The organism is Acinetobacter sp. BHS4, from assembly GCF_018454425.1.
Lineage (GTDB): Bacteria > Pseudomonadota > Gammaproteobacteria > Pseudomonadales > Moraxellaceae > Acinetobacter > Acinetobacter pittii.
Genome location: NZ_CP075323.1, coordinates 2459711 through 2472758, shown reverse-complemented (window position 1 = coordinate 2472758; position 13048 = coordinate 2459711). Strand labels below are relative to the sequence as shown.

The window sequence follows — 13048 nt, the reverse complement described above, 5'->3', positions numbered from 1 at the left end:
ATGACTGTTGATGACTTAATTAAATTCTACAAAGTCAAAAGTGATGCTGATTTAGCGCGCAAGTTGAAGCGCCCTAGATCAACAATTTCCTATTGGCGTAGTGGGGGGATTCCCACTAGTACACAAGCAACTTTTCAAGTCTTAACCAAGGGACAAGTTAAGGCTGACATGCAGACTAAATCTGCTTAGGAACTCACATGAACAAATTATCAGTCGATCTATCTGCAAGCGCCAGAAATGACGTCTCCCGAATATTGCAGGCGCTTGCATCAAACAAAAATGTAGAAATTGCCGACCATCTAAATGTAGATGCAAGCACTTTGTCGAGAATGAAAAACGACAAGAAAAGCAATGGCTTAACTGAAATTGAAAACTATTGCGAGCTATTGAGCTGCTTAGGTTTGAAGGTGGTACCAAAGGACTATCAAAGTATTGATAAAGAACGGGTAGCTGCTCTTTTGGTGATGTCAAAAAGTTGGATGAATCGTATTGAAACCGTTGATGACCTATTTCATGACGAGATCAGCGGTCAAAAAGAAAAACTTGGATATTAAAAAAGCCTGATCTCGCGAATCAGGCTTAGTTGTTCATTAACCAGAAGGATTAAATCACATGACTAATTTAACAGAACATAAGTGCAAAAACAAATGTCCTGAGTTTAAAGGAGAGCAGTGTAATCACTGTTTAGTTCAACCTGTGGAAATGCGAAAAATTGAAGATATGGGCGATGACCGTCACATTGAAAATCATGTTTCAAAAAACTGTCAGGTTTTTTCTTGCGATGTATCTGTGCATCTCAGTCGTGCTTTTGTAGCTATGGGAGAGGTGTCATGAATAATTATAAAATCAAAGCAAAAGGCAGGGCTGAGAGCAAAGAGATTCAGGAATTGTTTTTTGAGCTCGGTTTTAAACATAAATGGGATGGTGCAGTAGTAAAAAATAGCTGGTCTAGCGCGCGCCTTGTTTATGCTGAAGATGGAATTTTGTGGTCAGGCAATTGTTCTGATGATTTCAACGAATGTGATTTTAAAGAACTCACTATCCCTAAACTCCGCGACCTTGTGATTTTGCATCGTAATAATGTACATGATGCAACACATTGTGATAACCAAAAAAAATTCATTTATTTAACAAGCGACCAGATTATTTATTACTGGGATGGTGAATGGCTTTATTCAGCTATTAACAAGTCAAATGATTATGAAAATTACATAACGAATAGTTTAACTGTAATTCCTAAAGACCAAGAAATTACCACTGAATACAAGACAATCAAAGTTGAAGGCCTAGAAGGCTTAGTTGACGGTAAGGCTGCTTTAACTGCTGCATTGACAGGTGAAACAGTTCAAATCAGCGTTGAGCCTTGGGAAGAAAAAAATTGGGATACCTTCAATCCTCTTGAAGATGATCTATCAACTAAAGTTTTCTTTACTGGCATGTCGCAAGATGTGCAAAAAGTCTTTTTCCGCATTAAGCCTAAAACCATTTTAATTAATGGTGTTGAAGTTCCTGCACCGTTTAGGCCAGAAGCTGGTGAAAAATATTGGTGGATTAACCAAAACATAAAGTTGGGTTATGAGTGGGATACGAACGATGCTGAACAAACAGATTTCAATCGAATTGACATGGGAGTTTGGCGCACTGAAGAACAAATAAAGCAAGTGGTTGCAGCACTGAAAGATGTATTCGAGGTGCAGTCATGAAAGAACGCCCTATTATTTTTAATACCAATATGGTTAAGGCTATTTTAGAAGGTCGTAAAACTCAGACTCGTCGCCCTATTAAACCTCAACCATTAGGCCATAGCCTTGAAAGTATTCTTGATGGTAAATGGTTTACTAAAAGTTTTGATGGTCTTTTATCTCCGAAAATTAAAGACCTTCCAATGCATTGCCCATTTGGTCAAATCGGTGACCATCTTTGGGTGCGTGAAACGTGGTACCAAAAAGGCACAATAGGTCGTACTTATCCAGATGCAGAAGATGAATTTAAGTTTTTCCCAGAAAAACAGGCTGCTTACTATGCTGATGGTTTATTTGCACCTTGGACATCGAGGAAACGCCCATCTATCCACATGCCACGCTGGGCATCACGCATCTTGCTTGAAATCACAATTATTCGTGTTGAGCGATTAAATGATATTTCAGAGGCGGATTGCTTAAAAGAGGGGGTTGGATCACCAATCCTACGTGACTGTAAAAAGCCTAAATTTATGCAGTTATGGGAATCTCTATACGGTTCTGATTCATGGACAGAAAATCCGTGGGTTTGGGTAGTCGAATTTAAGGTTATCCAAGGCGGTGAATCATGACAGCGATGATTACCCTACAACCAAGCCGCTACATGAGACGTAAAGGCTTTGGCTCTGAAAAATGCAAAGCAATAAAACAATCAGTTCCTTTTGTTGAAGCACGTCGTGGTGAATACACACATCGAGTTCGCCACGTCACGCTTATTACTTTCCGAAATAAATCACATTTTGCCGTGCATTGTTGGTGCGGCATGACCATGTGTGTCGGTGGCACAGGGAAAGGAACAGGGATTTTACTTGATACACCAAGCGCTAATCGTCCTATGTGCGCTACCTGTGAAGGTAGGGTAATTGGTGCAGGCTTGCTTGGTTCACGTGAAATATCTGGCCGACAAGTTATGTATCGAGCAAGTGAGGTGGTATGAGCAACCAAGACGTAGATATTTGGATGCCAATTTATATTGGCGACATGCTTGCTAAGACCACTCGAATGACCACCGAGCAAATCGGTGCGTCATTTTTACTCATGATGGATTATTGGCGCAATGGTGCAATACCAGATGACAACAACGTTATTGCAAGCGTAATTCGTTCAAATTTGAGTAAGGCGAAGGCTTTAAAAACTATCTTGATAAATTCAAATTTATTTGAAGTAAAAGACAGTGAATTATCTTCAAAATATTTGGACGATTTAAAGTCTCAAGCTGAAAGCAATAAGTCTTCAAAGTCAGAGCGCGCAAAGAAAGCAGCGGAAGCACGATGGAACAAAGAGCAAGATTCTAGCAACACTAATGCATCTACTGAGCATCAATCTAGCAATGCTAATGCATATGCACAAGCAATGCATAAGCATGATGCAAGCAATGCTCAAGGTATGCTTGAGACATGCCCTTCATCGTCACCTTCATCTATATATATACATACACAATCAGAATCGCCAAATTCCCTCGATGAAGACCTGAGTTTGTGGAAACCCTCACTTCATGAAATTAACTCATGGAGACAAAGAGCAGGGTTACCGAAAACAACTCAGGAAGAGTTTGATACGTTCATGATTACCTTCCTCCCGCATTACGCACCTGAAATTCGTTCAGGTCGTCTCATTGAAAACAAGATTTACGCGAAATATATCCAGTGGGTGAAAGATGATGCTTTGAAAGCAAGCCGTCTGGCGAAAAGCAAACCCGCTGTTAAAACCAATTCGGCTAATGATTCTAGAAACGTCAATGACGCTTGGAAAGATGAGCCTAAATCAGATGATCGCCCGTTCACAGGAACCGTGAACATACCGGAGGATTTTTAAGATGAATGCGATGGTGAATATTTTAAACGGCTTCAAAATGGCTGAAGGATTCTGTGAAATCCACCAGGTGCAAAAAGTGCAAGCGGGACCGCATCAAATTTGCCCACACTGTGCAATTGACCATGTTCACGATTCAAAGCAAGGCGACCAATCACGTGTTGATCAGATGGTACGTGACAAGCATTTTGGCGGTGCAATGCTACCTGAACGCCATGCTCAATCTTCATTTTCAAATTATCAAACACGTACACAAGCACAAGCAAATACGCTTACCAAATGCATCGAGTATGCCCAAGCATTACTTGCAGGTAATAAATCCAATTTCATCATGGTTGGTTCAACTGGCACGGGTAAAACGCATCTTGGTTGTGCTACTGCATCAACACTTCTCAAAAAAGGCCTGTACGTTCGATACATCACAAGCGAAGAGCTTGCGCAGCGTGTCATGAATGCATGGGATAAGGACACAAAAGATCAATCAGAAGCATCGGTAATCTTTGAGTTCACCCAATACGATTTATTAATTATTGATGAATACGGTTTGCATGATCGTGACAAGCGTTTAGAGCTTGTTCATAAGATTTTGACAGCACGTTATGACCGTAAAAAACCAACGATGCTGATTTCAAATTTTTCAATGAACAAACTCAAAACAGATTTAGGCGACCGCCTATGGTCACGCTTTCAGCATGACGGTTTACACACTGTTGAGTGCAATTGGTCTGATGCTCGTGTAGGTGGTACCCATGTCTAAAATCATTATTGGGATTGATCCTGATTTAGATAAATCGGGTGTTGCAGTACTTGGGAAATCACAATTTGAATTAAAAAATCTTAATTTTGCTGAAGTGATTGAATTATTCCAAGCAGAACAGGACCTAATCAAAAAAGTTGTGATCGAAGCAGGTTGGCTAAACAAAAAAGCTAATTTCAGAAATGGCGCTAATAAATCCCTTGCTGTGAATGAGCAGATTTCAAAACGTGTTGGTGAAAATCATGCAACAGGTAAATTGCTCGTTCAAATGGCTCAACACATGGGGTTGGCAGTTATCGAAGTAAAACCCACTAAAACCAAAGTCAACTCTGATGAGTTCAATCGAATTACAGGTTGGCAAGGTCGAACAAATCAAGAACAACGCGATGCGGGAATGTTGATTTGGGGAATGTGGGTATAGGAGGAATGTTTATGCCAGTACTTGCTTTCCTGCCTGAATTTGTCGTGAAAGACAAGGTAAAAAGAGATTCAACACCAAAGGTGACTGAATTAGATGTAAAGAATATTAGAACTTTGCACAATCAAGGCTTGTCTTATCGTCAGCTAGCAAACAAGTACGATATTTCTCATGAAATGTGCAGACGTATTTGCACAAAGTTTTGCTACAAGGAGGTGTTTTAAATGGCTCTAAGTGGAAAACAACAACGTTTTGTAGATGAGTACCTGATAGATCGTAATGCAACTCAAGCATACATACGGGCAGGATACAAGGTTAAAAACGAAGATGTAGCTGCTTCATTGGCTTCACGCATGCTGAGAAATGACAAGGTTAAGGAAGCTATTGCCAAAGGTGAAAACGAGCTTGCAGAGCGAAACAAGATCACTCAAGACAAGGTATTAAATCGACTTTGGGAAATGGCAACGGCTGACCCTAACGAGCTAATCAAATATGTGCGTGTGAATTGCCGATTTTGTTGGGGTGAAGATCACTATTACCAATGGACTAAAGGCGAGTATCACAACGCTTGTTACAACGCGAGAGTAAACCAGAAGCCTGCACCAGACTGTGATGGTGGTTTTGGCTTTGATAAGACCAAAGCGCCAAACCCTGATTGCCCTGAATGTAAAGGGGAAGGCAACGGGTATGTAACTGTTGCAGATACAACACGTGTAAGTGCCCAAGCAAAAATGCTTTATGCGGGCATTAAAGAATCTCAACACGGCATTGAAATCAAAATGAATGACCAAGTGGCGGCTTTGATTAAAGCAGGTCAGCACATTGGCATGTTCAAAGAACGTGTAGAACACAGCAACGACCCTGAAAACCCATTAACTGACACCAAAGCATCAAGCAGAAAACTTGCTGCGCTTGCCAAACTAAAAAAAGCAAAGGCTAAGGCCGATAAAGCAAAGGGGAATGATGATGCGTGAACAATTTGAACTAAATATTAAGAATTCTCCAAGCTATCAAAAACTTGTATTTCAACATGGTGAGCGCCTTTTTATTTATGAAGATGGGCAATACAAAATCGCTGCTGTGCAATTGGCTTGGGAACTATGCCAGAACAACCCACATGGGCATAACACTTCATGCACCTATCAATTTGAACTTGCATTTCATCGCCTGCAAGACACGCCCGAACTGCGCAAGATTTATTGGTCTGCGTTAGGGCAATTGCAATTTGATTCTAACGATCAGGTTATCCCACCAGAACTTGAAGAGTGCCCATGTTGCAAGGGGAATCAAGATGGATATTGAGTGGATTAGGAAGCAAAGAAAAGAACTTGATCATCTACTTGGCGGAGTGTTTAAAAAAAACGCTATTAATTTTGGAGTGTCATTGCTGTCAGATCAAAAGATTGGAGCATCAATTGATATCGGGTTTGAACGTTTTGATCGAATACCCCAAGACAAAAAGGCACTGCTCGAAAGGATTGAAAAATTAGAAGCTGAGAACAAAGAGTTAAAGCATAAGCTGATTATGAAAATGCTGAGATATGACAAAAAGGCTGACAATTGATGACCAAAACCACTGATGACGAAATCCTTGCATTGCTTGCTGAAATGGATGAATCAGAGATTGAGCAATATTTATTGACGCTCGATGAAGATGAACAAGCGGAAATAGCAAAACTACTTGCCGATGCGCCTATTTGGTTCCCATTGGAAGGCCCACAAATGGCTGCGTATTTATCTCAAGCCGATGTGATTGGCTACGGTGGTGCGGCAGGTGGTGGCAAAACGGATTTAATTGTCGGTTCGTCACTCAATATTCATAAGCGCGTATTGGTTGTACGGCGTGAAAAAGCACAAACCGAGGGGATTATTCAACGAGCTGAGGAAATCTTAGGTCATAAGAACGGCTACAACTCTCAAAAATCATTCTGGAATTTAGGTAAAGGGAAATTAATTGAGTTTGGCGGCTTGGATAATCCTGGTGACGAGAAACGTTGGCAAGGCCGTGCTCATGATTTGAAGGCACTTGATGAAGCTACTGAAATTCGTGAATGGCAAGCACGTTTCGTTATGGGGTGGAACCGTTCATCTGATCCAACAATCAAATCCAAATGCCTTTTGACATTCAACCCACCCACTACAGCAGAAGGCCGATGGGTAATTGATTTCTTTGCGCCTTGGATTAAGAAAGGATACCCGAACCCCGCTCAGCCGGGCGAACTACGTTGGTTTGCAAGGGTAAACGGTAAAGAACAAGAGGTTGAAAGCAATAAACAATTTGTACTTATTGATAATCAAATCGTTTATGACTTTGAGCCAAAAGATTACAAGCCTGAAGACATCATCACACCGAAGTCACGCACGTTCATTCCTGCACGTGTAACAGATAACAAGTATTACATGGAGACAGGCTATATGAGCACATTACAAGCATTACCTGAGCCGTTACGGTCGCAAATGTTATACGGCGACTTTGGTGCGGGTATTGAAGATGATCCTTGGCAAGTTATCCCGACCGCTTGGGTAGAAGCTGCACAAGCACGGTGGAAGCCAGAAGATGAAATGCGCCTTATGTACAAGGGTGTGTTTGCAATGGATTCATACGGCTTAGACGTTGCACGCGGCGGTAAGGACAACACTATTGGTTATGCACGTCATGGCTTGTGGTACAACCGTGCAAATGTACTTGAAGGCATTCAGTCTAAAGATGGACCTGCAAGCGCATCGTTTGCTGTATCACATGTGCGTGATGGTGCGCCAATTCATGTTGATGTCATTGGTGTTGGTGCAAGTACATACGATTTCTTAAAACAATCAGGTATGCATGTTATTCCCGTCGATGTGCGCAATGCGGCAAATTCTTTCGACCGTTCTGGTCGTTTGACCTTCTTCAACCTTCGATCACAGCTTTGGTGGCAATTCCGCGAATCATTAGACCCTGCATACGGAAGCACCGTTGCTTTACCGCCCGAACCTGAGCTTTTAGCAGACTTAACTGCTCCGCGTTGGGGCCTGCAAGGCACAAACATCAAAGTCGAATCACGTGAAGATATCGTTAAGCGTATTGGCCGAAGCCCCGACTATGGCTCTGCAATTATCAACGCGCAAATCGATACACCTAAACGTCAAGTCATGCAGGCCATTCATGGTTCAAGTGCAAGACGTGATTACGACCCTTACGCGTAGTGTCAACAGGAAACGGGGCCTTGTGCATTTCACAAAAGCATAATGTTGGAAAAGACAACCTTGATTGGAGTTTAGCAATGTGCAGTAGCGATTTTTTATTTGGCGGTAATGACGTACTAGACAGAACGGCTAAGTTGTTTGGTATGGATGCCAAAAAGGCAGAGATACAAGCACCGCCTAAACAGCCAGTACGTCAGGATGCTAAATCACCAGACGCATCGGCAACGATTGACCGTGTTCAGAATGCACAAAATTCAATGTCAGGCGGTATTGCAAATACCTTGTATACCGATGCAACAGGTGTTGATGACGAGAATTTACGCTTAGGTAAAAAAACTCTTTTAGGTAGTGGCGGTTAATATGCAACAAGACGATATCAGAGCGCTGAAAAAACGGTTTGATGCTGTGTGGCAAAACCGTGTCACAGATCAGGACGACTATTGTGCTGAGTTAGCATTGCACGTTTTACCAGTTGCTATCAAAACGATTAAGAACCAAGAAAAGCATGATCGGTCGGCTTGGTCAAAGATCGTTGATAACACTGGTAAAGACTCGTTAAAAACCTTGGCAGCGGGCATGGTATCAGGTACATGTTCGCCAAGTCGTAAATGGTTCACACTTCAAGCTTCAGATGAAGTTTTACAAAAAGATATTGAGGTAAAACAATGGCTTAAGGCGGTTGAGGATGCTTGTTATGTGGCATTTTCTAAAAGTAATGTATACCGCGCTGTGCATCATATCTACATGCAAGAAGGTGCATTCGGTATCGGTGCAGCATTAGCGCCTGATCATGGCGATAAATCCAAAGCAGCACTTATGGATTTAATCCCTATGACCTTCGGTGAATTTGCCATCACCACAGATGAGTTTAATAAACCCAATGGTGTATATCGCAAGTTCAAATTGACCACGATAAATATGGTCAAACAGTTCGGTTTAAATAACGTTTCTGACTCAGTTAAAAGCGCGTATGACAACAATAACTTTGAACAAGAGTTTGAAGTTCAGCATGCGATTTATGAGCGTGAAAATGCAAAAGGGCATGGTCCTAAAAACATGCCGTTTGCATCGATCTACTTTGAACCAAACGCAAATGACAAGTTGCTACGTGAAAGTGGAATGATGAGCTTTCAAGTTATTTGTGGGCGTTGGACCGTTTCTAGTAGTGATGTGTATGGGGAAGGCCCTGCAAGTGATTGCATAGGTGATTTACGCGCACTTCAAAAAGGGCATCAACAAATTGCAGTAGGTGTTGATTATCAAGTTCGCCCACCTTTGCTTTTACCTGATTACCTGAAAGGCCAAGAGCGTGAGACATTGCCAAATGGTATTGCTTTCTATCAACAGTCACCATCGAATCAAGTTGCCCAAGTTCAACCGATGTTGAATGTTCAATTCAACTTGGAAGGTGTAATGGCTTTAATCGCACAATGCCAAGAGCGGGTAAAACGTTCATTTCACACTGACTTATTCATGATGCTCGATGCTTTTGACAAGGGAAAAATGACTGCAACAGAAGTTTATGAGCGTAAATCAGAAAAGATGCTTATGCTTGGGCCGGTTGTTGAACGCCAGATTGATGAGTTACTGCGACCACTCGTAGAAATCTGTGTTCATCGCGTTCTATCAAGCAATGCTTATCTTCGTCAGATTGCACCTGCTGCTATCCAAAATGCCAATGTCGAAATCAATTTCGTATCAATTCTTGCCCTTGCTCAAAAGTCTTCAGGATCAGCTGTGCTTGAACGCGCGTTAGCAATGGTTGGTCAAATTGCGCAAGTTGATCAGCAAGTACTAGACAAATTCGACACAGATAAATTCCTAGATGAATACATGGATATTAACGGCGTATCGCCAAATGTATTTAGACCTCAACGCATCGTTGATCAAATCCGTGGACAACGTGCGCAGCAACAGCAAATAGCACAAGAGCAAGCGCTTGCTGCACAACAGGCACAAACGCAAAACGCGAATGCAAACACGCTTAAAACGGTTGGTGATACCAATGCGGAAACTGTATCTGATTTATTTATGGGTGGTAGCGCATGAGTGAATTAGACAAGAAAGCAGACGAAAACAAGCGTAAGCGTGACCAGGAACTAAATGACCTGCGCACTATCCTCGCAACTGAACAGGGCAAACGGTTTTTAATGCGACTACTCAATAGAGCAAATCTATTACAGCCGACTTATGGGGTAGGTGCAAACACAAGCGATTTCGCATTTTTTGAAGGTCGTAGAGAGTTTGGTCTCTACATTCTCGGTGAAATTACACAAGCAAATACTGACGCATGGTTAGACATGCAAAAACAACATTTTAACGAACTTAAAGAGAAGGTGAGCCATGAGCGAAGTAACGACTACGACAGCAACTGATACCGCAACTACAACCACAACTGCGGCAACTGCGGATACAGCAACCACAACAACAGATACAGCAACTACGCCTGTAACTACTGAAACAACAACGGTTGAAACTACGCCTAGCAATACTGCTACTGACACAACTGAAGAAACACAAGACGTTTTACTTGGTGGTGAAAAGCCGCCTGCTGAGCAACCAGTTCAATACACTGATTTTCAAATGCCTGAAGGTTTTACATTAAATCCTGAAGATCAAACTGTACTTCATGAACTTGGTCAACAATTCAAAATGCCACAAGAAGCTGTGCAAAAGCTTGTTGATTTAGGCGTTCAAATGCAGCAACGACAAGTACAAGAGCAATTGAAAACCGTTGCTTCATGGGTCGATGCAGCCAAAGCCGACAAAGAGTATGGCGGGGAAAATCTGCAAAAGAACCTGTTGACAGCGCAGCGCGCCTTCAGCTTACCGCGTGGCGACAAAATCTCTAATATTCTTCATAAGAGCGGACTAGGTAATCATCCTGATGTTATCGGCTTTATGACAGAAGTTGGCAAGTTGTTAGAACCTGACAGCATTACTCATGGTCAGGGAACTAATACAACAGGTACCAGTCTCGGCAAACTTTGGTATGGCGATGATAAATAACTAACAGAGGGCTGAATATGTCTGTAATCGCACAATTACAACCGACCTTGATGGATTTAGCTGCACGCTACGGAAAAACACCCGAAAGTGCAGTTATTGAAATCCTTAGCGCAAGTAATGAATTACTTGATGACATGGTTTGGGTTGAAGCAAATGACGGTACTGGTCATAAAACAACAATTCGTACAGGTTTACCTAAGGGTGCTTGGCGTTTACTAAACTATGGTGTTCCTGCTGAAAAATCTGCAACTGCAGCTGTACGTGATACGTGCGGTTTGCTCGAATCTTATTCTGAAGTTGATAAGCAACTTTATGATATGGAACAAGACCCTCAAGAATGGCGTGCTAGTGAAGATGCTGCATTTGTTGAGGGTATGTCTCAAACTATGGGTGAAACCGTAGTCTATGGTAATGCGCGCGATACCCCTGCGGCATTTACTGGTTTTGCACCACGTTTCAATGACATTTCTCAATCTAATCCTGCAAATAAACGAAATATCTTAGATGCAGGCGGTACAGGTAATAACAATACTTCAATTTGGTTTGTAGTCTGGCATAAAGATACCGTTCACGGGATTTATCCGAAAGGCACTAAAGCAGGATTGCAAATCCGTAATCTTGGTGAGGTAACAGATAAAGACCAAAACGGCTTGATGCACCAAGTTCTACGCACTCATTTCGTTTGGAATGCAGGTGTTACTGTTCGTGATTGGCGTGCATTAGTTCGTATTGCAAACATTGATGTTGCTGCGCTTACTAAAGATGCAAGTGCGGGTGCAGACTTGTTTGACTTATTGGCCCAAGCTGCTGAGTTGTTGCCGCGTAAAACAAGTGGTCGTGTTGCGATTTATGCCAACCGTACTATTTCATCCTTCCTACGTCGTCAAAGCGTTAACAATAAAAACGTGCGCATCACGGTAGAAGAGCAAGGCGGTCGTAGCGTTACTAAGTTCGACGGTATCCCTATTCGTCGTGTCGATGCGATTTTAAACACTGAATCACGTGTGGTTTAAGGAGTAGCTTAGCTATGCTTATTGATAAATTATTGGTGATGTCGCTTGATCAGGCTATTACTGTCACAGCGACTTCTACAGACACACTTGATTTGCAGAAGGCATCAACAAGTGTAAATCGTTTGCCTGTTTTGGTGCGGGGCAAAAACTTGGCCCCAACTACTGCAACCATTACTGTGCAGCTTCAACAATCAAGTGACAACGTTTCTTGGGAAACCATTGAAACTTCCCGCGCTTATACAGGTGCTGAGCTTAATTCGGGTGTTATTGCTGAAGTCATGTTGCCCGTTAAACCTAAGCGTTACGTGCGTTTGAACTATTCTGTTGGTAGTGGGCCATTCACAGCAGGAACTGTGTTTTCACACATTTCTGATAGTCGTGATGTTAACACTGCTTATCCAGTTTATGCGGGGGCTTAATCATGGAATATAAGCAAGTTCGAGCGAATCAAAAAGGATTCTATAACGATCGCTTAATTCAAGAAGGCGAAGTTTTTTCTGTACCTGAAGAAGAAACAGCACTCTGGTTTGATGATGTTGAGCCAAAACAACCTGAGACTAAAAATCCTTTTTCATCTATGAATAAGGAAGCGCTAACTCAAGCCGCTTTAGATAAGGGTATTGAATTGGATGGCTCAGAGACAAAAGCACAAATCATTGAGCTTCTATTAGCTGAATAATTAAAAAAGGGCCCGTATCAGTACGGGCTTTTACCTCACAAAGCAAACGTAGCTAAAAGGTGCACCAAATGTCTGAAGAACAAATTGAACAGCAAATTCAAGAGAAAGGTTTAACAGCTCCACGCATTACACCTTCTCACATTGATTCAAAAGTTAAGCATGTTTATTACCTTTCACCTTTAGCAGCCATTGACCCTGAACAGGCAATGGATGAAAAGACATATCAAACATTACGTTGTTTAACTTTCTGCACAATCGTTTTGGAAAACGGCTTTACGGTTACAGGTGAAAGCGCATGCGCAAGCCCTGAAAACTTTGACCCATTCATCGGCAAAGAAATTGCCTATAAAAATGCTCGCGAAAAAATTTGGCAGCTTGAAGGGTACTTGTTGAAAGAAAAACTTTATCAAGCTGATTTAGACAAACAGTTCTAAA

Annotated in this window: 22 protein-coding genes; all 22 read left to right on the top strand. The window is 41.9% G+C overall.

Annotated features, from left to right (window positions below; translation table 11 throughout):
* The 22 genes from KIP84_RS11800 to KIP84_RS11695 all read left to right on the top strand — a co-directional run bounded on the left by KIP84_RS11800 (position 1) and on the right by KIP84_RS11695 (position 13047).
* Positions 1-189 (top strand): hypothetical protein, encoded by a 189-nt coding sequence (locus KIP84_RS11800; RefSeq protein ID WP_057071015.1) that lies wholly within the window; start codon positions 1-3, stop codon positions 187-189.
* An 8-nt stretch (positions 190-197) separates the two neighbouring features.
* Positions 198-554 (top strand): transcriptional regulator, encoded by a 357-nt coding sequence (locus tag KIP84_RS11795; RefSeq protein ID WP_213688569.1) that lies wholly within the window; start codon positions 198-200, stop codon positions 552-554.
* Positions 555-612: 58 nt separating this feature from the next.
* Entirely contained in the window at positions 613-834 is a 222-nt protein-coding gene (locus KIP84_RS11790) for a hypothetical protein (protein ID WP_213688568.1), read from the top strand.
* Positions 831-1703, top strand: coding sequence for a hypothetical protein (locus tag KIP84_RS11785; RefSeq protein ID WP_213688567.1), 873 nt, complete (start codon positions 831-833; stop codon positions 1701-1703). The genes KIP84_RS11790 and KIP84_RS11785 overlap by 4 nt, the downstream gene beginning before the upstream one ends.
* Positions 1700-2311: a hypothetical protein gene (locus tag KIP84_RS11780; protein ID WP_213688566.1), complete on the top strand. Its 612-nt coding sequence runs from the start codon at positions 1700-1702 to the stop codon at positions 2309-2311. The genes KIP84_RS11785 and KIP84_RS11780 overlap by 4 nt, the downstream gene beginning before the upstream one ends.
* Positions 2308-2676 carry a hypothetical protein gene (locus tag KIP84_RS11775; protein WP_213688565.1) on the top strand — a complete coding sequence of 123 codons (369 nt, stop codon included), beginning with the start codon at positions 2308-2310 and terminating at the stop codon, positions 2674-2676. The genes KIP84_RS11780 and KIP84_RS11775 overlap by 4 nt, the downstream gene beginning before the upstream one ends.
* Positions 2673-3554, top strand: coding sequence for a DUF1376 domain-containing protein (locus KIP84_RS11770; protein WP_213688564.1), 882 nt, complete (start codon positions 2673-2675; stop codon positions 3552-3554). Before KIP84_RS11775 ends, KIP84_RS11770 begins: the two co-directional genes overlap by 4 nt.
* Before the next feature lies 1 nt (position 3555).
* Positions 3556-4308, top strand: coding sequence for an ATP-binding protein (locus KIP84_RS11765; RefSeq protein WP_213688563.1), 753 nt, complete (start codon positions 3556-3558; stop codon positions 4306-4308).
* On the top strand, positions 4301-4729 hold the full coding sequence (locus tag KIP84_RS11760) for a hypothetical protein (RefSeq protein ID WP_031946179.1): 429 nt from the start codon (positions 4301-4303) through the stop codon (positions 4727-4729). The genes KIP84_RS11765 and KIP84_RS11760 overlap by 8 nt, the downstream gene beginning before the upstream one ends.
* Before the next feature lie 11 nt (positions 4730-4740).
* Positions 4741-4950, top strand: coding sequence for a hypothetical protein (locus KIP84_RS11755; protein ID WP_213688562.1), 210 nt, complete (start codon positions 4741-4743; stop codon positions 4948-4950).
* Complete coding sequence (locus KIP84_RS11750; RefSeq protein WP_213688561.1) at positions 4951-5700, top strand: terminase small subunit; 750 nt, start codon at positions 4951-4953, stop codon at positions 5698-5700.
* Positions 5693-6028 (top strand): hypothetical protein, encoded by a 336-nt coding sequence (locus KIP84_RS11745; protein ID WP_213688560.1) that lies wholly within the window; start codon positions 5693-5695, stop codon positions 6026-6028. Before KIP84_RS11750 ends, KIP84_RS11745 begins: the two co-directional genes overlap by 8 nt.
* Positions 6018-6290: a hypothetical protein gene (locus KIP84_RS11740; protein ID WP_213688559.1), complete on the top strand. Its 273-nt coding sequence runs from the start codon at positions 6018-6020 to the stop codon at positions 6288-6290. The genes KIP84_RS11745 and KIP84_RS11740 overlap by 11 nt, the downstream gene beginning before the upstream one ends.
* Positions 6290-7912, top strand: coding sequence for a terminase (locus KIP84_RS11735; protein WP_213688558.1), 1623 nt, complete (start codon positions 6290-6292; stop codon positions 7910-7912). Before KIP84_RS11740 ends, KIP84_RS11735 begins: the two co-directional genes overlap by 1 nt.
* Before the next feature lie 77 nt (positions 7913-7989).
* The gene (locus KIP84_RS11730) at positions 7990-8271 is read left to right on the top strand and encodes a hypothetical protein (protein WP_151748956.1); all 282 of its coding nucleotides are present in this window, start codon (positions 7990-7992) and stop codon (positions 8269-8271) included.
* Position 8272: 1 nt separating this feature from the next.
* Positions 8273-9961: a portal protein gene (locus KIP84_RS11725; RefSeq protein ID WP_213688557.1), complete on the top strand. Its 1689-nt coding sequence runs from the start codon at positions 8273-8275 to the stop codon at positions 9959-9961.
* Positions 9958-10287 (top strand): hypothetical protein, encoded by a 330-nt coding sequence (locus KIP84_RS11720; protein WP_213688556.1) that lies wholly within the window; start codon positions 9958-9960, stop codon positions 10285-10287. Before KIP84_RS11725 ends, KIP84_RS11720 begins: the two co-directional genes overlap by 4 nt.
* Positions 10256-10921, top strand: a complete 666-nt coding sequence (locus KIP84_RS11715; RefSeq protein WP_213688555.1) for a hypothetical protein — start codon at positions 10256-10258, stop codon at positions 10919-10921. Before KIP84_RS11720 ends, KIP84_RS11715 begins: the two co-directional genes overlap by 32 nt.
* Positions 10922-10938: 17 nt before the next feature.
* Entirely contained in the window at positions 10939-11934 is a 996-nt protein-coding gene (locus KIP84_RS11710; RefSeq protein WP_213688554.1) for a major capsid protein, read from the top strand.
* 14 nt (positions 11935-11948) lie between these two features.
* Positions 11949-12353, top strand: a complete 405-nt coding sequence (locus tag KIP84_RS11705) for a Bbp16 family capsid cement protein (RefSeq protein ID WP_213688553.1) — start codon at positions 11949-11951, stop codon at positions 12351-12353.
* A gap of 2 nt (positions 12354-12355) precedes the next feature.
* Positions 12356-12613, top strand: a complete 258-nt coding sequence (locus KIP84_RS11700; protein ID WP_213688552.1) for a hypothetical protein — start codon at positions 12356-12358, stop codon at positions 12611-12613.
* Between the two features lie 68 nt (positions 12614-12681).
* Complete coding sequence (locus KIP84_RS11695) at positions 12682-13047, top strand: Gp49 family protein (protein WP_213688551.1); 366 nt, start codon at positions 12682-12684, stop codon at positions 13045-13047.
* Position 13048 lies beyond the last annotated feature (1 nt).